Annotated in this window: 18 protein-coding genes; 12 read left to right on the forward strand and 6 right to left on the reverse strand. The window is 36.7% G+C overall.

Translation table 11 applies throughout. From position 1 onward, the window contains the following. Position 1 precedes the first annotated feature (1 nt). The 8 genes from QF042_RS04805 (at position 2) to QF042_RS04840 (ending at position 9,612) form a co-directional block, all read left to right on the forward strand. Positions 2–586, forward strand: a complete 585-nt coding sequence (locus QF042_RS04805; RefSeq protein ID WP_307525878.1) for a hypothetical protein — start codon at positions 2–4, stop codon at positions 584–586. Beyond that, complete coding sequence (locus tag QF042_RS04810) at positions 552–1,424, forward strand: TlpA disulfide reductase family protein (RefSeq protein WP_307525879.1); 873 nt, start codon at positions 552–554, stop codon at positions 1,422–1,424. The genes QF042_RS04805 and QF042_RS04810 overlap by 35 nt, the downstream gene beginning before the upstream one ends. Positions 1,425–1,520: 96 nt before the next feature. Continuing rightward, positions 1,521–3,242 (forward strand): gamma-glutamyltransferase, encoded by a 1,722-nt coding sequence (gene ggt, locus QF042_RS04815; RefSeq protein ID WP_307525882.1) that lies wholly within the window; start codon positions 1,521–1,523, stop codon positions 3,240–3,242. Between the two features lie 82 nt (positions 3,243–3,324). Continuing rightward, positions 3,325–5,661: a GAF domain-containing protein gene (locus QF042_RS04820; RefSeq protein ID WP_307525884.1), complete on the forward strand. Its 2,337-nt coding sequence runs from the start codon at positions 3,325–3,327 to the stop codon at positions 5,659–5,661. A 518-nt stretch (positions 5,662–6,179) separates the two neighbouring features. Continuing rightward, entirely contained in the window at positions 6,180–6,527 is a 348-nt protein-coding gene (locus tag QF042_RS04825) for a hypothetical protein (protein ID WP_307525886.1), read from the forward strand. After that, a complete protein-coding gene (locus tag QF042_RS04830; protein ID WP_307525889.1) occupies positions 6,514–7,890 on the forward strand; it encodes a DUF885 family protein in 1,377 nt (458 codons plus the stop codon). The genes QF042_RS04825 and QF042_RS04830 overlap by 14 nt, the downstream gene beginning before the upstream one ends. A 42-nt stretch (positions 7,891–7,932) precedes the next feature. Further along, the gene (locus QF042_RS04835) at positions 7,933–8,100 is read left to right on the forward strand and encodes a hypothetical protein (RefSeq protein WP_307525890.1); all 168 of its coding nucleotides are present in this window, start codon (positions 7,933–7,935) and stop codon (positions 8,098–8,100) included. Between the two features lie 189 nt (positions 8,101–8,289). Continuing rightward, on the forward strand, positions 8,290–9,612 hold the full coding sequence (locus tag QF042_RS04840) for a DUF6089 family protein (RefSeq protein ID WP_307525892.1): 1,323 nt from the start codon (positions 8,290–8,292) through the stop codon (positions 9,610–9,612). 304 nt (positions 9,613–9,916) lie between these two features. On the opposite strand, the gene QF042_RS04845 is transcribed toward QF042_RS04840, so the two are convergent. The 5 genes from QF042_RS04845 to QF042_RS04865 are packed head-to-tail and all read right to left on the reverse strand — an operon-like array spanning position 9,917 to position 14,349. After that, the gene (locus QF042_RS04845) at positions 9,917–12,586 is read right to left on the reverse strand and encodes a carboxypeptidase-like regulatory domain-containing protein (protein ID WP_307525894.1); all 2,670 of its coding nucleotides are present in this window, start codon (positions 12,584–12,586) and stop codon (positions 9,917–9,919) included. A gap of 9 nt (positions 12,587–12,595) precedes the next feature. Continuing rightward, entirely contained in the window at positions 12,596–13,438 is an 843-nt protein-coding gene (locus QF042_RS04850; RefSeq protein WP_307525896.1) for a GLPGLI family protein, read from the reverse strand. Between the two features lie 50 nt (positions 13,439–13,488). After that, positions 13,489–13,824 (reverse strand): hypothetical protein, encoded by a 336-nt coding sequence (locus tag QF042_RS04855; protein ID WP_307525898.1) that lies wholly within the window; start codon positions 13,822–13,824, stop codon positions 13,489–13,491. 37 nt (positions 13,825–13,861) lie between these two features. Continuing rightward, positions 13,862–14,206 carry a hypothetical protein gene (locus QF042_RS04860; protein ID WP_307525899.1) on the reverse strand — a complete coding sequence of 115 codons (345 nt, stop codon included), beginning with the start codon at positions 14,204–14,206 and terminating at the stop codon, positions 13,862–13,864. Positions 14,207–14,220: 14 nt separating this feature from the next. Beyond that, positions 14,221–14,349, reverse strand: coding sequence for a hypothetical protein (locus QF042_RS04865; RefSeq protein ID WP_307525901.1), 129 nt, complete (start codon positions 14,347–14,349; stop codon positions 14,221–14,223). A 166-nt stretch (positions 14,350–14,515) separates the two neighbouring features. On the opposite strand from QF042_RS04865, the gene QF042_RS04870 reads away from it, so the two are divergent. Both QF042_RS04870 and QF042_RS04875 read left to right on the forward strand, forming a co-directional pair. After that, complete coding sequence (locus tag QF042_RS04870; protein WP_307525903.1) at positions 14,516–16,429, forward strand: histidine kinase; 1,914 nt, start codon at positions 14,516–14,518, stop codon at positions 16,427–16,429. Beyond that, on the forward strand, positions 16,422–17,183 hold the full coding sequence (locus QF042_RS04875; RefSeq protein WP_307525905.1) for a LytTR family DNA-binding domain-containing protein: 762 nt from the start codon (positions 16,422–16,424) through the stop codon (positions 17,181–17,183). Before QF042_RS04870 ends, QF042_RS04875 begins: the two co-directional genes overlap by 8 nt. A gap of 271 nt (positions 17,184–17,454) precedes the next feature. Here QF042_RS04875 and QF042_RS04880 read toward each other — a convergent pair whose 3' ends face one another. Next, positions 17,455–18,432: a hypothetical protein gene (locus QF042_RS04880; protein ID WP_307525907.1), complete on the reverse strand. Its 978-nt coding sequence runs from the start codon at positions 18,430–18,432 to the stop codon at positions 17,455–17,457. A 108-nt stretch (positions 18,433–18,540) separates the two neighbouring features. Between QF042_RS04880 and QF042_RS04885 the strand changes: the two genes are divergently transcribed. Both QF042_RS04885 and QF042_RS04890 read left to right on the forward strand, forming a co-directional pair. Then, positions 18,541–18,975 carry a MarR family winged helix-turn-helix transcriptional regulator gene (locus QF042_RS04885; protein WP_307525910.1) on the forward strand — a complete coding sequence of 145 codons (435 nt, stop codon included), beginning with the start codon at positions 18,541–18,543 and terminating at the stop codon, positions 18,973–18,975. A 78-nt stretch (positions 18,976–19,053) separates the two neighbouring features. Next, entirely contained in the window at positions 19,054–21,459 is a 2,406-nt protein-coding gene (locus QF042_RS04890; RefSeq protein ID WP_307525911.1) for a 3-hydroxyacyl-CoA dehydrogenase/enoyl-CoA hydratase family protein, read from the forward strand. Positions 21,460–21,521: the final 62 nt, after the last annotated feature.

Genomic DNA, 21,521 nt, shown 5'->3' on the forward strand with positions numbered 1-21,521 from the left:
TATGAAAAGGATAATTTTATCTATTTTACTAATTACAGGTGCAATAAATTCTTTTGCACAAGAAGCAAAACTTAATATCAAAAGTTTAAATGCTAAAAATAATACGGTAATTATCCAAACTCCTGTGGATGATACATGGTTTTACCCCGCAAAAAAAGAGGTTAAATTTGGCGATGATAGTGCAGTAAACTATTCTTTAAAAATTAATAAACTTGCTTGGTTAAGAATTAACAATAATACAGTATTAATAGAGCCAGGTACTACGCATTTAGTTTTCGATAAAGGTATTTTGGTACAGAGCGATAAAAATAAGGAAGGAATGTTGCTTTTTAGCAAGAGGAATGCCGAGTTTTATCAATACAGAGCCAGAGATTATTATAAGAAAGATAGCACTACAGCTGGTTTGTATCAATTGCTCGAAAATGATAAGAATGAAACACTAAAGCCTTATGCTGAGCTATTTTCGAAACAAAAGATTTCGGTAAACTTTTATAACGAAATAAAAAGATATTTTTTCAACCGAACAGATAATTTTGCAAGCCGCTATCCCAATGATAGTTTTAAGTACAAAGCAAAAAATAAATAACGATTTGGATAAAATGTGGGCAGATGCTTATGAAAAGCATTCAATGAACAATCTTCAAGATGCTTTTTACCCGGATTTTTATTACCATGCCAAATACTACGTAAATACTTATCTCAATTACTACATTCCTCTAAAAAAAGGAACTGAATTGCCCAAAAAAGATGAGAATATTAGGCTTAAAATTATATATAAAACCTTCGAAGATAATTTTACAGGCAAAATGAAAGAGTTTTTGCTGGCAACTTTTTTATATGAGGAGATGTTACAGGCTGAATATCAGAAAGTATTGGTCGATTTGTTTAATTCATTTAAAACCAGTTATCCTAAAAGTAATTTTACGCCATATTTGCAACCAATGGTCAATGAAATTATAGTTTACCATAATGAGGTAAAAAAGGATTTTGCAACTGAGCAAAAAATATTAGCCAATTATGATAAAGTTAATAGCCTGGATAGTTTAATTGGCCAATTTAAAGACAAAACCGTATTTGTTGATATTTGGGCAACCTGGTGCGGGCCATGTAAACAAGAATTTGAATATAGTAAAGATTTGGAAAAATTTCTCAAAGCTAAGGGAGTTGAAATGTTGTTTATTTCCATGGATAAAGATTTGGCAGACCAAACGTGGAGAGAAATGATAAAATATTATAAACTTTCAGGTAGTCATATCCGAACAAATAATGCTTTACAGAAAGACTTGATTAATAAGTTATGGGGAGGAAAAGGCTATGCCATTCCGCGATATTTGATTATTAAAGATGGAAAGGTAGTAGTTAATAATGCTTTAAGGCCAAGTGATAAGGAAAAATTATATACGCAGATTGGTAAATATTTATAACTGCTAGAAAGAAGTATTTTTCTATCTGAAAATTAAGGTTAAAAAGAAATCGATTACTGAAAAAAATAATGAGGTGATCGAAAAAATATTATAAAGATGCAGAAAACTATAAAGCCCCTCAATAACTTAAAAAAGTCGTTAATATATGTAAGTGTTGTGCTGTTATTGGCTGGTTGCGTAACCGGGCAATTGGGTAAAAATAACAGTGGCGAATATAAAAATGGAATGGTGGTTTCTGCTCATCCGGAAGCATCGCAAGTGGGTATAGATATTTTAAAAAAGGGAGGAAATGCCGTTGATGCTGCCGTTGCGGTTCAGTTTGCTCTTGCTGTGGTTTACCCAAACGCGGGGAACATTGGTGGGGGAGGTTTTATGGTATATCGTGGTACAAACGGCGAAATAAATGCCTTAGATTTTAGAGAAAAAGCAGCTGCGGCAGCCAGTAGGGATATGTATCTCAATTCATCCGGTAATCCAATTGTTGATAAAAGCCTTTATGGCCATTTAGCTGTGGGTGTACCAGGGTCAGTAGATGGTATGGTAGAAGCGCACAAAAAATATGGAAAGCTTTCCTGGGAACAGGTACTGCAGCCAGCGATAAATTTGGCGCAAAATGGTTTTAAAATTACTAAACGGCAAGCTGGTGAATTGAATGGTTTGCATAGAAAATTTATGGATTTTAATCCAAATGGAACGGCCTTCGTAAATTTAGAAAGTACCTGGCAGGAAAATGATCTTTTGGTTCAAAAAGAGCTTGGCAATACCCTAAAACTAATTCAGGAAAAAGGTAGGGCAGGTTTTTACGAAGGCGCTGTGGCCGATTCGCTTGTAGCAGAAATGCAACGAGGCAAAGGACTCATTACCAGAGAAGATTTAAAAAATTATCACGCAACCTGGCGTAAGCCAATAACGGGTAACTATAGGGGCTACAAAATTATTACCATGCCACCAACTTCGAGCGGTGGTATCGCCCTCATCCAATTGCTGCAAAGTGTAGAAAGTTTCCCCCTAAAAAAATGGGGCCACAATGCAGATTCTACAGTTCAGGTAATTGTAGAAGCCGAAAGAAGAGTGTATGCGGACCGGGCAACACATTTAGGCGACCCTGATTTTTATGCTGTTCCACAACAACAAATGTTGAGTGCAGATTATAACAAAAACCGCATGGCAAACTTTAACTGGACAGCAGCAACACCAAGTAGTACTGTTTTGGCTGGCGAAATAAAAGGGGCAGAGCACGAAGAAACCACACATTTCTCTATTGTAGACCGCGATGGAAATGCCGTTTCAATTACCACTACTTTAAATGGTTCTTACGGATCGTTAGTTGCGGTAAAAGGAGCTGGATTTCTGTTGAATAACGAAATGGATGATTTTTCTGTTAAACCCGGAGCACCCAATATGTATGGTTTAGTTGGTGGCGAAGCCAATGCAATTGCACCGAATAAAAGAATGTTAAGCTCTATGACCCCGAGCATTGTAGAGAAAGACGGAAAATTATTTATGGTGGTTGGTACACCAGGCGGTTCAACCATCATCACATCGGTATTTCAAACCATTATAAATGTAATCGATTTTGATATGTCGATGCAATCGGCTGTAGCTGCTAAAAAGTTTCATCACCAATGGTTACCAGATGAAGTGTATGTAGAAAAAGATGCTATCGATAGCTTATCAATAGAAAAATTAAAAGCAAAGGGCTATAAAATTGTGCCTAGAGGCCCAATTGGCAGAGTCGATGCCATCTTAAGAACCAAGTGGGGCAATTACCAGGGTGGTGCCGACCCAAGGGGAGATGATAAGGCCATTGGCTGGTAGCAATTTCTCAATCTATTTTTTATCTTAGCAGTAGTCAATCTTTTACCATTCAGTTAGTTGCCCTGATTTAAAATTTAAAGAGATGGAGAAGCGTATATTTAATCATGCCCGGAATTATCCAGATTTACCCGTGGTAGATTCAGCCATCTCTTTTGGCCCTTTTATTAAATACCTGCAGCGAAAAATTAAAGAAGAACAGACTGTAAAATCTATCCTTTATAACAATGCCTTAAAAGCATTTAAAAAACAAGGAATTGATGAACAGGTTATCGCTATCGAAGATATTTATCAGTACGAATTACTGCTGGAGCACATATATGCTTGTCTTTCGCCAGCACTTTTAACAGAAGAACATCAGGCCTGGGGTCTCTGTGCACCAATGCAACCCATTACTTTTTATGGAACAGCGCTGATGTATGAATTGCTCGAACATGAAGAGAAAGATCAGAACAGTTTTGCCGGTTCAAAAACGCTGGAGCAACATGAGCATGATCACCTTTATTTTATCTACTCCTTCATTCTTAACGAACTATATGCATTCCATGCACCTTTAAAAGAAAAATACCATTCAGGCATCAATTCCGATACTGGTTTGCCTGGTTATTTCCATATTGGTGTTAATGCCAGTTTTGTCGAAGTAAAGGCCAGGCAGCCATTGCCCGATCTTAGCTACCGCGAATTGCAACAATATCTGAGTGAAGAGTCTGGATTGGATAAACTGCGGCAGGTGCTGCCATTGTCGCTTTTTGAGCTTAGGGGTATTTTGGTGCTTACCATTACCGATGTTACGGCGAAGCAGGCCGTAGAAAATATTAAAAGTGTAAGGTTGAGCCGTGTGCCCGGCAGCGAGAGTGCGGCTTATGAAGAAGTAATACAATCGCTTAAAGTGCTGGTGCAAAATGCCAATATTCAATTCGATCTTTTCCCTTTTGTAAGGGTAAATAACAAAATGGTTTATGGGTACGTAAAAGGAGGCAGTGGCCTGCTGTTTTCAGTGTGGGGCGAAGAAACCTTAAGTCCCGAAGCTTTTCAGCAGATTGCCGAAGGTTATGCTGCGCATCCTAATTCTTTTTACTCTCCCGATATTTGGGCAGAAAGCAAAGAGATGTTTCCATGGTTAGACCGATTTAGGGAGTTAAATGTAAAATCGATGGCGCTTATACCAGTATTTCACAACCAGATTTTGGTAGGCGTATTGGGCATGCACACCTGGGTTGGAAAAACTTTCGATGAAAAGAAAATTACCTTATTGGAGCCCGTTTTAGCGCCTATTGCTCAGCTCTTACAGGTCTATATAGACGAGTTTAATCTCGAGATTGAAAATATTATCAAAGAAAAATATACCTCTATCCAGCCAGCTGTACAGTGGAAGTTTAATGAAGCTGCCTGGCATCATCTTTACAATAAGAAAAAGAATTTGCCACAAAGTAATGAGGATATTAGTTTTGCAGATGTTTACCCTTTTTATGGTGCAATAGATATTAGAAATTCTACTACCGAACGTAATGCAGCCAGTAAGGCCGATCTAAGTTTGCACTTGAGTCTGTTTCGTGAAACGCTGGAAGAGCTGGGCAAAATTTATAGCGATGCTTTGCTGGTAGAAATTATCTTTAACTGCAATAAATGGAGTGATATTTTGAAGGGCGATGAACTGAATACAACCGATGAGAACAGCCTCAATATTTTCCTTAAAGAAGAAACCAGCGATTACTTAAAGCTCATTTCCCAATCGCATCCTAATACTCAAAAGATAATCGATAAATATCTTGATTGTATTTCTGTGCCTCATGGCGAGGTATATAAGCATCGCCAGGCTTTGGAAGTATCCATGCAGCAGATTAATACAGCCATTAACAATTATTTTGAAGCTGAACGCGAAAAACTGCAGGATTCTTTTCCCTGCTATTTTGAGAAATTCAGAACAGATGGTGTTGAATATGATATCTATATTGGGCAGTCTATTGCGCCCGATCGGATTTTTAATCACTACCATCTTAAAAACCTAAGGTTATGGCAGCTATCGTCAATGGCCGAGATTGCCCGAATGGTGCAGTTGCTCCAGCCCGATTTGGCCGTTAAATTGGCCACTACACAACTTATCTTTATTCACAACCATCCAATAGACATTAGTTTTAGGATAGATGAGCGAAAGTTCGATGTAGAAGGAGCTTACAACATCAGGTATCAGATGATCAAAAAAAGGATTGATAAAATACTCATTCGCAATTCGCAGGAGCGCCTTACCCAACCCGATAAACTGGCATTGATCTATTTCAACAAGAGAGATATTGAAGATTACCTGCCCTTTGTGAAATACCTGCAGGAAACAGGGGTGTTGAAGCCCGAAACTGAAGATCTTGATTTAGAAGATTTGCAGGGGTTAAGCGGATTAAAGGCATTGCGCTTAACTATTTTTTAAACATTCAATTGTTGGCGTTCTCCGAGAATAATTACTATTAACCTGAGTTTGATTAATATTGGGATCATAATGAGTGCTTTAAGAGCTCTTTTTCCTCAGGTGATCGTCCTGCTGAACTTGTTTCAGCATCTTCTTAGCATTAAGACCCTGAAATAAATTCAGGGTGACGGCACTCATAAAAAATACCCCGTAAAAATCCTTTTAATATATTACTAATCGAACTCAGGTTATTATGTTCTTTTGCATTGACCCAAATAAATAGCCCAAATTGAAGCGGCATCCTTTTTTGCCGTTAAGGCAAAAAAGATATAGCGGAAAGTTGGACTGCCTTTAATTATCTCAAAGGCATTGCGCTTCAAAAGAAGCATAATCATATTAATCCACTATTTTTTCTGGTTCGCCTTTGTTAGCGTAGAGATCAACGGCTTAATCTCTTCAATAAGTTACACAGGCACCCTACAGCAAATACTTAGCGGTTTAGCTATATTGCATCAACTAATCCAAAATGCTAAATCACTATGCGTAAACTATTTTCGCTGTTTTTGTTGCTAACAGTTAACCTACAATTACACGCTCAAACTAATGAAGCCAGCCTGGTAAGTCCGCTGATTAATCAATACCAATCAGACGAGACCATGCTTAACCGCAAATATACGCTGAAGCAATCTGAGGAATATTTTATGCGGATGGAGCGCTTTTATACAGACTGGCGAAAACAATTAAAGGCATTGCCTTTTAACAAGTTAACTGTAAACGAAAGGGTAGATTATATTTTGCTCAAACGCGATATCCGGTCAGATTCAGCAAATTTGCAACAGCAATACACAGCGTTTAAAACCAGCATTTTTACTTTTGCCTTTTGCTAAGGCATTATTGGATTTTGAAGCAAAGCGAAGGATTGGCCAGCAACAAGACGGTAAAACCACACAAGAGCAATTCGAGCAGCTGAAAGAGGCTATTCAGAAAACCACAAAAGCAGTAGAAAACAAAAACCTGGCTGTTACACCAGTACAGGCATCCTGGGCACAACAAACTATTAATCAATACCTAACCGTATTTACCGAAGCTTATAGATTTTACGATGGGTATGATCCGCAATTTACCAAAGCCACCAAAGCTGTTTATCCCGAAGTGGTAGACGTATTAAAAGATTACGCTGCTGTATTGGGCAAAATAGCCAAACCCTCCAATGCCAAAGACGATGGAAGTGGCATTATTGGTAATCCGATAGGGAGAACTGCTTTGTTAAGCAGCTTAAAGGATGAGATGATCGCCTATACGCCTGAGCAGATTGAGGCCATCGCCATGAAGGAATTTGCCTGGTGTGATGCCGAAATGCTCAAAGCTTCGCAACAAATGGGCTTTGGTAACGATTGGAAAAAAGCACTGGAAAAAGTAAAAACCGATTATCCTGAATTGGGGAAACAGCCTGAACTGGTTTATAAACTGGCTAATGAAGCCATAGATTTTGTAGAGAAAAATAAACTCATCGCCATTCCAGCCCTGGCCAAAGAAGGTTGGCGCATGCGGATGTTAAGCCCACAGGAACAATTGTTTGCTCCGTTTTTCTTAGGTGGCGAATCTGTATTAATTGCCTATCCAACAGCAGATATGAGCGAGGATGCTAAAATGATGACCTTGCGAGGCAACAACAGGCATTTTTCCAGAGCTGTAGTTTTTCATGAGCTTATTCCGGGGCATAACCTTCAATATTTTATGCAAAGCCGCTACAAGCCTTACCGTAAAGTATTTGGCACGCCTTTCTGGACGGAAGGCTGGTCGCTCTATTGGGAGATGTTGCTGTGGGACCAGAATTTCGCAAAATCTCCGGAAGATAAAATTGGAATGCTTTTTTGGCGCATGCACCGTTGTGCAAGGATTATTTTTTCTATGAACTACCATTTAGGCAAATGGACACCTCAGCAGTGTATTGACTTTTTGGTAGATCGTGTGGGTTTTGAGCGTGCCAATGCAGAAGCCGAGGTGCGTAGATCATTTACCGGAGGCTACGGACCGTTATACCAAATAGGGTATATGTTGGGTGGATTGCAGTTCAGGGCATTACATAAAGAGCTGGTACAAAGTGGCAAAATGACCAATATTCAGTTTCACAATCGCATATTGTACGAGAATAATATGCCTGTAGAAATGGTAAGAGCCTTATTAACCAATCAGCAATTGCCTGAAAATTTCAGTACCCGATGGAAGTTTGCCGGCGATATTAAATAGTACAATGTTATGTCAGAATACGTTTACAAAATCAGATATCCGATGATTGAAAAACCATTGATAATTATCCACAATTTGCAGCAGCAACTTAATCAATCCGATACTGGCATTGATCTATTTAAACAAAGAGAACTGACAATTAACTGCCATTTGGGAATTATCTATAAGAAAACAGGGGCATTAAAGCCCGAAAGCGAAGATTTATTTTAGAAGACCGACAAGGTTTAAGCAGATTGAAACATTGCGCCTCTTATTCTATAACGCATTTTTTAGTTTTGCCTGGTATATAACACAGGTTATTAATGTTAAAAAGTTGATAAGTATTTTTACATGCCTGTATTTTTGGTATGGCTATTGTAATACAAGTGCCAACGCTTATCCAACGTTAATAGAAAATTTATGAAATTACAACTATTTAAAACATTACCGGTTGCACTTGCTGGTTTATTCATCGGATCGGTTGCCTCAGCTCAAGAAAGCCCTGCAACTTCGACAACCACGTTCAGAACTTGGTCTATCGGTGTAAATGCTGGTGTACTTACGCCATTATCACCATTGGGTGGAAAAAATGACTTCAGTAATAACAAATCGAGTTTAGGTTACGGCCTTTACATTAAAAAACAATTTACACCTTATTTCTCTCTACGTTTAGATGGAGTTCGTGGTAAATTGAAAGGTGATAATACCGAGCCTTATGAAAGTGGTTTGGTTAACAATTCTCCGGTAAAAGCTTTCGATACGGAGTTATCTTATTCAGGAAGTTTAAATGCTGTAGTAAACATGTTCAATATCGATATGTTTAAAAAAGAGAACACTTTACAGCTTTATGCTTCTGCAGGTGCGGGTATTGCAGGTTATAAGCCAACCATTACCACTGCGTCTGGAACTTCTTTATATGCAGGTGATAAAAACATTCAAGAATTAATCATTCCTGTAGGTGTGGGTGCTAAATTTAAAATTTCTGATGCGGTTAATTTAGATTTAGGTTGGACAATCAACTTTGTTGATGGCGATAACGTAGATGGTTATTACAGAAACGGAAACGATAAATATAACTACGCTTACGCTGGTTTAGAGTTTGCTTTAGGTAGCGGAAAACAATTGGCTTTCCACAATCCGGTAGCTTTAACTTATGATGAAGCTTTAAAAGCAAAAGAAATAGCAGAAGGTTTGAAATCTGATTTAAATGCTCAAAAAGCTGAAAATGCAAAACTACGTTCAGAAATGAATGACATCTTGAAAGATACAGATGGTGATGGTGTTGCAGATAAATTAGATAAATGTCCTGATACACCAGCAGGTACAGTGGTTGATGGTTCTGGTTGTCCGTTAAAAACTCCTGAAAAAGTTGTAGAAAAGGTAATCGTAACAGAAGAAGATCGTAAAGTGGTTAACGAAGCGATTAAAAACTTAGAGTTCGATTTAGGTAAAGCAACTATTCGTTCTAAATCTTATACTTCATTAAACAGAGTTGCAGCATTGTTAATTCAGAAAAACTTCAGTTTAAAATTAGCTGGTCATACAGATAATACTGGTTCAAAAGAATTAAACTTACGTTTATCAAAAGATAGAGCAGAATCTGTAAAAGCTTATTTAGTTTCTCAGGGAGCAAATGCATCGCGTATTGAGGCTACAGGTTATGGCATGGGCCAACCAATTGCCACCAATAAAACAGCAAAAGGCCGTCAGCAAAACCGTCGTGTAGAGTTTACACTTTACTAGTCTGTTTTTAACACACATATTAAAGCGCTCCGATTTATCGGGGCGCTTTTTTTGTGACAAATTTTTCTCACATCTCTTGTAGCACTATCAGATTTTAGTGATAGAACATTAATTAAATGTGATTAAAGTAACTAAGATTAACTGACAAGTTTTTGAAGAAAGAGATGTAGGGCTGTAGCAGCGCAAGCGCTATTTTCAGTAATGTTGTTTAAACGAGGGCGATAGATTATCATCATTAGCTTTTGTCGCATAGTGCCTCCTGTAGCAAATCGAATGTTTGAGGACATCATCTGTGACGATTTTTTTAAAAAGTAAACGAATATTTTAAGAGAAATGTACGGGCTCTCAAAGGTATATCAAATATGAATAACTGGTTAGAAGTAGAATTTATCTGCTTATAAACCTTCTGGGTTATTAAATTGAGGCACTGAAGTTCAAAAAAGCTTTTCCACTTTGTAGGAGCATATTTTACATTCATATCCAAAAAAATATTGTGCATGGGTTGTTGTAATTGCTGTTTGTACAAAGTGAAATTATAAGTCACATTGTACGATAGTTTTTGGTTTAACTGATGTTGCCAGGTAGATTTTAACTTCTCGATATTGGTAGTGTTTACAGTTTTACCATTTACTGTACTTTGCTCGTTTATAAATCTTGAAAGCTCTCCACTCACCGAAACTGTAATTTTATTAAATATTTTTTTTCTGGCAGTTAACGTGGCAGCTATACTTTTAATGTTGAAAGGCAGAATCTCGTCGTTATAAAAATTAAAACCCCTTTGTAGGCTAGTATTGGCATTTGCCGAGATATTTAATGAAGCAAAATATAAATATTTAGAAATATTGCCACCCAAAGAGTATTTTTTTGCGGTATTGTTAAAATTAATAGCAGTAGATTTTGTTAGGCCATTATCGATTTCAAAAGAGTTGATAAAGTTCTGTTGCGTTTTATCATAACCAAGGTTTAAATTGTAAAACAACATTGCTAAAGGTTTACGATAGCTAAACCTAACGTTTGCCGAGTTGTTTTTTGTTATGGGTAATGGCGTTTCGTTAAAATTAAACTGCCTGTAATTTACCAAAATGCTTCCCGGGTATATGTCTTCCACTTCTCCAAAGGTAGTTTGTTTAAGATATCTAAAGTTAATTTCACTGTACCTGCCTAAATTTTTACGAAAATCTATAGAAGGATTCAGCGAAAAATATCTGTTTTTTTTATCGATAAAATTTGTTTTACTGTTGTAATCTATAAAGTTGAAGGTTGGTGTTACCTCCGCAGTAATAACACCTTTTTTAAGAAGGTAAGTTGCAGATGCCTTGCCTAATAGTCCTAAATTATTAAATATTATATCATTTTTAAATCTATCGCCCACCACAGAAGTAACGTGTAAGCTGTCGGTTTTGTATAAATTGCTGGTTAGTAGATTACTATTGTACGATAAACCTATTGCGGTAGAAAGTATAAATTTGTTGAATTTTGTTTTAAAGGATATAGTTTGGTGAATGAATGTATTTTTGGTTTGCGTCTGTTGCGCTAAAAAGAAATAACTTTTATTGTTATTGATAATATTTTCATGCAATCCAGGAGAGGTTTCTAAACGCTCATCTAATTTGTAATACTGCGTCAAACCATTGTACTGAAGTATATTGTTTATTCCCAGCGCTTTTATTATCACCGTTTCATTACTAACTGATAAATATTGTGTTGGCAGATTTTGTGTTAATTCTTGATCGTTCTGTATGGTGCTTCCATTTTTTTTCCATGTTGGCAAATCTAGCTTGGTAAGAGATTTTACATAAATGGCATTACTGTTTTTTTCTATTTGAGATTGTATTTGCCACTGGTTAAGCCTGTGTAAATGGTTCTGTATTTCCGTGTACCTAACTGTATCGCGGTTAAGGAAATAATTAACTGAGTTGTTAAAATTATATCTCCTTTTTAACTGTAGCGTAGCCACATTCATTCTTAAGGTCCAATCAGATTTTAGTTTTAGAAGCGTATTGATGTTTCCCGCAAAATCATTGTTCATCAAGTAATATTTTTCATCTAGTGATGGGAGTTCGCTACTTGTAATCGACAGGAATGGTGCAGCTTTTTTTAAAATGGTTTCGTTGTTTAAGGATACGCCAACGTCTGCATTTTCATGTTCTAAATTTTCGCCAATATTATTAGCTTTTAGGTTGTTGATGCTCTTATTTTTTGATTTAAAGAACATGTTGTTAAACTCGCCACTATAAGCACTATTTCCGATACCAGCATGACCGGTATTAATGGTTATTGCTCTGGCGCTATCGGTAAGTTTAAGGTTTAGGGCAACGTTATTGGTAACCGTATATCCATTCAGGGCTTTTATAGGCTGGTCCCGTTCTATAACCTGTACTTGTTCTACAGCATTTACCGGTACATTGTTGGTGGCCAGTTTATATCTGCCATCCAACAGATTGTCGCCATCTAAATAAACCTTTGATATTGGTTTTCCGTTATAGCTGATAGCGCCTTTATCGTCTATTTTTATGCCAGGCAACCTGCCAATCAAATCGGCAATAACCCTATCATTTTGTTCTTTAAAAGCTTTCACATTATAAATTAAAGTATCGCTAACAAGCGATACTTTTTTTAGTGAAGTAACCTTAACTTCTTTTAAAAGATTTACTTTTTTTTTAAGGATGATAGTGTAAGGCTGGCTTGTATAACTGCTAATAGGTACTATCTTTTGTTCATATCCTATTGCTGTTACTTTTATAGAAAGGCTGTTGTCATTTGTTTGGAGTTTACAGCTAAAAATGCCCTGTTGATTGGTATTAGTAAAGGCTAAACCCGAACCATTTTTAGTAACTATTGCAATGGTAGCAACATCAAGCGGTACAGCTGAGCTATCTTTTACCACACCATTTATCGTAAATGTTTGCTGGGCCGATGCTAAGATAATCGATAACAACAAAGCCCAGGTTGCTAACAAATGTTTTAAATACAAACTTTCTAATTAATTTGTTAATTCTAAGGGATAGTTCATGGTAAACTTCTTTTTTGAGGCTGTACCGTTATTACCTCCGCCGCTGCTTGTAACTTTATCTATTGTAATGCCACTTCCAAAATCATCAGTACCCAAGCCTTCAGCCTCTGCCTTTTTCATACGTTCGTATTCTTTTAACGAGGTTGAAATTATTTTTGTTGGGATATTTACTGATGTAATATTTTGAAAACTCCCAGTGGTTACCACTTTGGTGCATGTAAATTTTATAAAATAATTATCGTCATAGGCTTCTAAAATAAGCCCGGGCAAACCATTTAATTTCCACGGGCCAAAATTTGCGGCTATATCGGTAGTAAACCATGCTGTATATTTACGACCCTTAACCGTTGCAGTAGCCATTTGTGCGGTATAACCTAACAATTGTTTGGTGTCTTTTTCAATTGTCCAATTGGTTTTTGCTGTGCTCTCGTTAATTAAATAGCTTTGCTGGTAATGGTTTTTTACCACCGATAGCTTTCCCTTATCAACATAAATATCATCTTCTGTAGCAGGCAAAATAACGCCCATGTCAATTACATCGTTGTTTTTGGTTTCGGCCTGTTTTAACGCCGCCTGAATGGTAGAGTCTTGCTTTAACCGCGTTTGGCTGGTGTAAAGGCTTTTCTCGGTATTAAATGCCAAAATAAAATCCTCGCTAAAAACTTTTGCTTTTTGTGTAGTATCTTTTATATGGTAAAATTGGTAATAGGCAATAGTTGTGGGTTGCTCTGGTGTTGGATTTTCTTTGTTGTTAAATGCGTATAATAGGCATAACAACAATACCAGTGGAAATAACTTTATATGTTTGTTCATTTTTATATTTTATTAATGAATTAAGAACCATCCTCTATACTTCTTAAAACTTATGGCTGGTTATGGTAACAGCCATCGTTGCCCCAAGTGCCTTGCTCAAAAAAGGATGAAGCCTCTACCCACATGGCCCAGTTGGAAGTGTTATTGGGTGCGAAAACATGGATGTCCCATTTAACACCGCAGGCGTCGGTAAACCTGAAAACTTTTTCTCGTCGTAAAAGGCCTGCCTGTAAATTGCCTACATAGGCAACTTTTATGTCATGGTTTTTGATTTTTGCAGCCGCATCAACTGAGGTAAAATGCACTTCTTTTTTTATTTTTAAATTGTTTGCCGAAGCATTAAAACCGATTACGGTGCAGATTAGTGCAATAAATATTTGTTTCATAATTGTTGTTTTTTAAATATTACAAAAGTTAAGACGCCTACAAGCATCCGTATTGTGGGTTGTCAAGGGATCCAACTACTACTTCATTATTAAAATAGTTCCAAGCGGTATGCCATAGTGACGCATTTGAAGCATTATCAGATCCTGATACATAAACACGCCATTGTTTCCCACAAGCGTCGGTAAATACAAAGCTCATCTGCCTGCGCAACAAACCAAGTTGGTCATTTGCAATCTTTCCAGTCTCAACTTTATTGGCCTGCGGCAAATTTTTTGCAACAATATTTGCCAGGTTCGGTTTTGCAACAGGTAATCTTAAATCTTTTGCGTAAGCGCCAGTACCTAGTACCGCGAATGCGAGTGCGAATAATAATTTTTTCATTTTCGTTAAAATTTTTAATAATCTACATAAGATAAAGGATGGTCTAAATTCATTTTGTTAATATAAAATTCAGTACAAAAATCCCAATCCCAAACAGCCAATCCATATCCGAATGTTAAGCTTAAATATTCGTAGCTTTTCATCTCATATTCGAAATAATTAAACTCATCATTTTATGATATTGATTGTTTAATTACGGATATCAAACTAAGTCCAACGAATATTTACCGGTAGTTTCTAATCCGTTATCTATTGTTACTTTTAAAAAAAAAATATATTAAATGCTTTTTCCGCTTAGCTAAAAAAATAATGAGCTTAAAAATAAATATTGCTGTTTCTGTAATTTTTCTATGCATTGTATCATCCTGTGGTTATAAAAAAACACCGCAAAGCGATGTTAAAAACCAACAGATTAATGCTATTGCAGAAAAGGATTACCTGCAGAAAATATTCGACCTGGATACGCTGCCGACGGGTAAGAGTAGAATGGCCATTATACTAAAAGAAGATAGTGTTTTTAAACTCGACGCCAACCATAACGCCAATCCATTTTACCATTATTTTAAGGCAAGAGCTTATGAAATCGAAAAAAAAACAGATAGTGCTATAATTGCATACCAAAAAATAAAAAGTAAAAAAAAATGGGATGATATCGATTTGCTTAAAACTTATAGCATAGTTGACCACACTATAGATAATGGCGTAATGGTAGAGGCTGTATTGATGAACCAGATTGTTGCTGCCATGCAAATTGCCGAGCGCAAAAAGAGCAAAGTGGTTTACAAGTATTACGATTTATTGGCAAAAGCTTACTACCAGAACCAAAATAACAAACAAGCACTTTATTATTCAGAACTTTACTACCAACACCATCCGCATAAATGGCACAGGGTAGTTATGCAACGCTATTACGATATTTGTTTTTTGTTGGCTTCCAGGCTTCAGGATTACAAAAAAATGGGCAGTTACAATGCTAAAGCTCGCCTTTTGGCTAAAGCTATTCCCGATAGCATGGCCCTGGCTCGTACATATGATAACGAATCGCAGATATATGCCCTACAAAAAGATTATCGCAACGGTTTGGCCAGTAGTAAAATCTACTTTAACTATTTAGCCAAAATAAACATGCTGCACGATGTTGCCTACAATAATTTGGCGAAAAGTTATTTAAATGTTAACCAGCCAGATAGTGCCGTATTTTATTTTAAAAAAGGTATCGAGTTGGCAAAAAGTAACAATCCAGCAAAACAGAAAAGCTATTTATACAAGGGCTTAATTGATGCCTATGCCATGAAGGCCGATTATGAACAGGCACTGGACGTTGCCATTACCGCCCACGCTATAGAAATAGAAAATTTAAAAGCTATCGATGCCGTTAAAATCGAAGAATTGCACGAAAAATACGAAGCTGAAAAAAAAGACCAAAATATTGCGGTTTTAAAAAGTAAAAACCAACTCAGCGAAAGTATTATCCGCCAGCAGAGATGGCTGATTTTTTCAGTTCTTATCGTGTTCTTAGGAACAATTGCATTAATTTACGCCATATATAGGCAGCGTAGCTTAAAAGAGAAAAACAAATTATTGCGCAGCGAAAATCAAAGGCTAAACATAGAGCAAAAACTGTTGCAGGCACAATTAAATCCGCATTTTGTTTTCAATGCCATAGCCAATCTGCAAAGCCTTATCGCATCAGGCGATACTTCCGAATCGGTGCGTTACCTTTCTTTTTTCTCTAAATTGCTTCGCAATGTGCTGGAGCAAAGTCGTAAAGATTTTATCCCCATAGATGAAGAAATTGCATCATTGCACAATTATATGCAGCTACAGCAAATGCGTTATCACCATCTTTTTGATTACAAGATTGTAGCTGATGAACTGGATGCGGAATCAACACTTATTCCACCTATGCTTGTTCAACCTTTTATAGAAAATGCCATTGAGCACGGTTTTAGGAATATCCAGTATAAAGGTATGCTGAAAATTCAGTTTAAATTGGCCAATGGACAATTATTGATTACGGTGGATGATAATGGAAGCGGCATTACTAACAAAGGCAAATTGCAGTCAGGTAAAACCTCGTTGGCACAGGTAATATTAAAACAAAGATTACAGGCGTTGTTTAAGCTAGACTGTCAGCAGGCTAATTTTGCAATTGTAGATAAAAAAATAAATAACGATAAAGGTGTAAAAATCCAAATAATTATTCCAGCGGTATATGATTAGAAACGAGATGAAACTTTATATACTTGAAGATGAGGTGCTCATATTGCAGCACTTGCTGCAAATGTTGCAAAAAATCAGTTTTCTTCAGGTCGTTGGCCACTCGGCCTATGTTGCAAAGGCATCAAAAGAAATTCCGCTTTTAAAGCCAGATATAATTTTGGCAGATATAAGGCTTAAAGACGGTGATAGCTTTACCTTGTTTAATAATATTGCTATTGAAGATTTTCAGCTTGTATTTCTTACAGCTTATGATCAATATGCCATACAGGCGCTTAATTTGGGAGCTTTTGCCTACCTGTTAAAACCTATTGAGGATGATGCTTTAGCTGAAACTTTAAAAAAGTGCTACCATTACCGAGAGCAAGAACTATTTAACAAGCAACAGCTGCAAATAGCCCGCAACCACTATTTAGAAAATGGTATAAATAACATTAAGCGTATAGCTTTAAAAAGTTTAGAATATATAGAAATTGTTTTAATAGAAGATATAATGTACTGTCAAAGCGATAAAGGGTACACCACTTTCTATTTAAAAGATAAACGCGAAATTCTGGTTTCTAAAGGATTAAAGGAATACGAACTGATGTTATTGCCAATGGGTTTTGTTCGATGCCATCAATCTTACCTCATTAACTTTAACTATGTAAAGAAATATTTTCGGGAAGGCTTTTTGCAAATGTATAATAATAGCCAAATTCCGGTTTCGAGCCGTAAACGCGAAGAAGTGCTAAAATATTTACAAAATATCTCTTAATGGTTGAATGTTTTTTAATGATAGCTATCTTGCTTTTCACAAGCGTTTGGTTCAAAAAAGTCAGCCTTTTCGAAATTGGCATCTGTTTTTCTTAATCTAGTGCACTTAGTTAGCCAATTATATGAATTGTCATCCTGAACGCAGTGAAGGATCTTTGTTAGACTAATTTTAACGCTATAGTCTTTTGAAATTACGAAACCAGTGGTTCTTGTGTTAGGGATTCTTCACTACGTTCAGAATAACAGCGCAATAGATATTGTTCGAATTCAACTTATTTAAGTGAAACAATTACCTTTTTAATCTCACTTAAATCATTCATTTCAAAATTTGGCGATTGAGGGTAGAAGCGTTGATAAATAATTTTATCGTCTTTGCTATCGTACACACTGATTATTTTATCGTTAGAACGTTGCGTGTAAACTACATATTTAACATTAGTGTCTTTATTCAAAATTAAACTGTCGAGCGCTTTGTATGGTACAAATTTGAGTTTGTAATTATAAGGTTCAGCAATTATGCCTGATGGTGGTAAAAGCGCCAATCTTGATGAAAATACTTCCTTAATATATTCGGGCACATAAAGTGTTTCCTTTGCCAATTCTGGTAAGCGTACTTTATTATAAAACTGGTAATCTAAAGTACAGTTCTCATTTGCAAGCAATCCATCATTAATCTGTTTTAAATAACCGGTTAAAAGTCCCGGTGACCAGTTGAGGAAACTAGACTTGTTATAGAAGTTTGATAGAATATTATTTTTTATACTTCTTTTTGAACCGTATTGTTGATCCTGCGTTTCAATCAACAGATTTGTGTTCCGATCAGCAAACAGTGTTACTGTTGCCAGTACACTTTCTTCCTTTACCTTGGGTTTTTTAGATGGCGTTATTAATTTTAGTGCATAAACTACATTTACGTTAGTTACACTATCCAGCTTTTCGGCATAGCCGTCAAAATAGAAAAAAGAATAATTTGCAAGCGTATCGTAACGGGAAAGCTCTTCAGGCTTGATTATTTTATAAGGGGTAATCGTCCAGTTTTTTTTAATGGCCTGATCAAATTTTTCCAGTTCGGCATAATCAGCATATTGTAGCGTAAATAGGGTAGTTGTTTTTTTGAAAATATCTAATTTTTGATTGTTTGAGAGGCTTTTTCCGAAATAAGATACCTGACTTTTGCAAATTGTACCCCATAAAATAAATAGACTAAACAAGATTATTCGTTTTACTTTTAACATATTATGTATTTTCATTTGTGTACATCTATAATAAGAAAATTTTGACAATTAATTTGAATTTTCCTATTGCATTAACAAAATACATTCATTAGCTTTGTTATGCAAGCATAATAAATTAATAAAATGAAACAACAACAAACCATAGATTACCATGTTAAGTTTGCCTGGCAAAATATGTTTAATAAGTACAATCAAATGGCATCTGGTTTTGGCATTACCCAGGCCATTGGTTACATGCTTATTAATATAGATGATGTAGAGGGCACAGCAGTTTCAAATTTAGCTGGCTTGCTTGGGGTTAAAGCGACCAGTTTATCCCGTATGCTAAATAATATGGAAGAGGCCAATCTCATTTACCGTGAAACATCAGCGGGCGATAAACGTTCGGTAAAAGTCTTTCTGACTGATTTTGGTAAAGAGAAAAAACAATTGGCCAAAGGTGTTGTTCGAAAATTTAATGAATATCTCGATGAGCATTTCTCTAAAAAAGAGAAAGAGACTTTTATTAATCTATTGATAAAACTAAATGATATCACAGTAGCCTATACTGTTGATTAACAAATATAATAATCAAATCTGTTTGGTAGGGTTGCTACATAAAATGGTTCTATCAGACTAATGAAAAGCAAATAGATAATGAAACGAAGCATTAATAAAGTTGCAGTTTTAGGTTCGGGTATTATGGGATCGCGTATTGCATGCCACTTCGCCAATATTGGTGTCGAGGTTTTGTTGTTAGATATTGCCCCCAAAGAGCTAAGTCCCGAAGAGCAGGCAAAAGGATTAACACTGGATAACCCAGCTGTAAAAAACCGGATTGTAAATACAGCTTTGCAAACGGCTGTAAAAACAAACCCATCGCCAGTTTATTCCAAAAAAGCATTAAATAAGATTAAGACTGGGAATTTCGATGATGATATGTCGAAAATTGCCGGTTACGATTGGGTAATTGAAGTAGTGGTCGAAAATCTTGATATCAAGAAAAAAGTTTTCGAACAGGTAGAGCAATTCCGTAAGCCAGGTACTTTAATAACTTCAAATACTTCTGGTATTCCCATTCATTTAATGGCTGAAGGAAGAAGCGAAGATTTTAAATCGCATTTCTGTGGAACACACTTTTTCAATCCTCCGCGTTATTTGAAATTGTTGGAGGTTATACCAACGCCACATACACAACCAGAAATTGTTGATTTCCTGATGCATTATGGTGATAAATTTTTGGGAAAAACAACCGTTTTATGTAAAGATACGCCAGCTTTTATCGCCAATCGTGTAGGTGTTTATTCCATCATGGCACTTTTACATTTAGTTGAAAAATTGGATTTGACAGTAGAAGAAGTTGATAAATTTACCGGACCAGCATTGGGTAGGCCAAAATCTGCTACTTTCCGTACTTCGGATGTGGTTGGTTTAGATACCATGATTAAAGTGGCCAAAGGACTTTATGACAATTGTCCGGATGATAAAGCGCATGAGCTGTTCAAACTTCCTGCATACGTGCAAAAAATGGAAGAGAACAAATGGCTTGGTGATAAAACCCAGCAAGGTTTCTATAAAAAGACAAAAACTGCTGAGGGTAAAACTGAAATCCTTGCGCTTGATTTAAAAACTTTAGAATATAAACCTCAGCAAAAAGTAAAATCGGCTACCTTAGAAATGACTAAGCCGGTTGAAAATCTTCGTGAGCGTATGAAGATTTTTGCCAAAGGAAAAGATAAGGCAGGCGAGTTGTTCCGTCATTCTTCTTTTGGTTTATTCGAATATGTATCAGATCGTATTCCAGAAATTTCTGATGAACTGTACCGGATTGATGACGCCATGCGGGCAGGTTTCGGTTGGGAACTTGGTCCGTTCGAACTTTGGGATGCCGTAGGTATTAAAGAAGCCATCGAAGGAATGGAGCAATATGGCAATAAAGCAGCGGCTTGGGTGCACGAAATGCTCGATGCCGGAAATACTTCGTTCTATAAAGTAGAAAACGGCGTTAAAAAATATTACGATATTCCTTCTAAAAGTTATAAAGCCTTACCAGGAACAGATGAGTTTATCATTTTAGATAACCTTCGCGAAAATAAAACGCTGTGGAAAAACTCAGGTGTTTCCATTATCGATCTGGGCGATGGCATTCTGAATGTAGAATTTCACACCAAAATGAATACCATCGGGGGCGATGTGATATCAGGAATTAACAAAGCGATTGATATGGCCGAAAAAGATTACCGTGGTTTGGTGATCGGTAATGATGGTGCAAATTTTTCTGCCGGTGCAAACGTGGGGATGATTTTTATGATGGCGGTAGAGCAGGAATGGGATGAATTGAACATAGCGATCAGAATGTTCCAGAATACTTCAATGCGCATCCGTTATTCTTCTATTCCGGTGGTGGTTGCCCCACATAATTTAACCCTGGGCGGTGGCTGCGAGTTCAGTTTGCATGCCGATCACGTTCAGCTTTCTGCTGAAACCTATATGGGTTTGGTTGAGTTTGGTGTAGGGGTTATCCCTGGGGGAGGCGGCACAAAAGAATTTGCTTTGCGCGCTTCTGATGAGTATAAAGATGATCAGATTGTGCAAAATGCTTTGAAAGATCGTTTCTTAACCATTGGAATGGCAAAAGTTTCGACTTCAGGTTATGAGGCTTACGAACTGGGTTATCTGCAAAAGGATAAATTCTCGATCTCGATGAACCGGAACCGTTTATTGGCCGATGCAAAAGCCAAAGCAATAGAACTGGCAGATGCAGGTTATACGAAACCAGTGCAACGGAACGATATTAAAGTATTAGGAAAGCAGGGATTAGGAATTGTTTACGCAGGTGCAAATAGTATGTATGCCGGACATTTCATTTCCGAACACGATAAAAAAATCTCTGAAAAATTAGGTTATGTTATGTGTGGCGGCGATTTATCGGCTCCAACAGAAGTAACAGAGCAATATTTACTGGATCTGGAAAGAGAAGCATTTTTATCACTTGCGGGTGAAAGAAAATCGTTAGAGCGGATTCAATCAATTATTACGAAGGGGAAACCGTTGAGAAACTAGATGTGAGATAGGAGACATTAGATTTGAGTATCAAGTATCAAGATACGAATGTCGAATAAAGG

The sequence above is a fragment of the Pedobacter sp. W3I1 genome (assembly GCF_030816015.1).
Lineage (GTDB): Bacteria > Bacteroidota > Bacteroidia > Sphingobacteriales > Sphingobacteriaceae > Pedobacter.

What these genes read in the sequence shown, in the direction of transcription:
- QF042_RS04805 (WP_307525878.1), top strand. Translation starts at nt 2, where the DNA reads ATGAAAAGGATAATTTTATCTATTTTACTAATTACAGGTGCAATAAAT.
- QF042_RS04810 (WP_307525879.1), top strand. Translation starts at nt 552, where the DNA reads ATGATAGTTTTAAGTACAAAGCAAAAAATAAATAACGATTTGGATAAA.
- ggt (WP_307525882.1), top strand. Translation starts at nt 1,521, where the DNA reads ATGCAGAAAACTATAAAGCCCCTCAATAACTTAAAAAAGTCGTTAATA.
- QF042_RS04820 (WP_307525884.1), top strand. Translation starts at nt 3,325, where the DNA reads ATGGAGAAGCGTATATTTAATCATGCCCGGAATTATCCAGATTTACCC.
- QF042_RS04825 (WP_307525886.1), top strand. Translation starts at nt 6,180, where the DNA reads ATGCGTAAACTATTTTCGCTGTTTTTGTTGCTAACAGTTAACCTACAA.
- QF042_RS04835 (WP_307525890.1), top strand. Translation starts at nt 7,933, where the DNA reads ATGATTGAAAAACCATTGATAATTATCCACAATTTGCAGCAGCAACTT.
- QF042_RS04840 (WP_307525892.1), top strand. Translation starts at nt 8,290, where the DNA reads ATGAAATTACAACTATTTAAAACATTACCGGTTGCACTTGCTGGTTTA.
- QF042_RS04850 (WP_307525896.1), bottom strand. Translation starts at nt 13,438, where the DNA reads ATGAACAAACATATAAAGTTATTTCCACTGGTATTGTTGTTATGCCTA.
- QF042_RS04855 (WP_307525898.1), bottom strand. Translation starts at nt 13,824, where the DNA reads ATGAAACAAATATTTATTGCACTAATCTGCACCGTAATCGGTTTTAAT.
- QF042_RS04860 (WP_307525899.1), bottom strand. Translation starts at nt 14,206, where the DNA reads ATGAAAAAATTATTATTCGCACTCGCATTCGCGGTACTAGGTACTGGC.
- QF042_RS04865 (WP_307525901.1), bottom strand. Translation starts at nt 14,349, where the DNA reads ATGAAAAGCTACGAATATTTAAGCTTAACATTCGGATATGGATTGGCT.
- QF042_RS04870 (WP_307525903.1), top strand. Translation starts at nt 14,516, where the DNA reads ATGAGCTTAAAAATAAATATTGCTGTTTCTGTAATTTTTCTATGCATT.
- QF042_RS04875 (WP_307525905.1), top strand. Translation starts at nt 16,422, where the DNA reads ATGATTAGAAACGAGATGAAACTTTATATACTTGAAGATGAGGTGCTC.
- QF042_RS04880 (WP_307525907.1), bottom strand. Translation starts at nt 18,432, where the DNA reads ATGAAAATACATAATATGTTAAAAGTAAAACGAATAATCTTGTTTAGT.
- QF042_RS04885 (WP_307525910.1), top strand. Translation starts at nt 18,541, where the DNA reads ATGAAACAACAACAAACCATAGATTACCATGTTAAGTTTGCCTGGCAA.
- QF042_RS04890 (WP_307525911.1), top strand. Translation starts at nt 19,054, where the DNA reads ATGAAACGAAGCATTAATAAAGTTGCAGTTTTAGGTTCGGGTATTATG.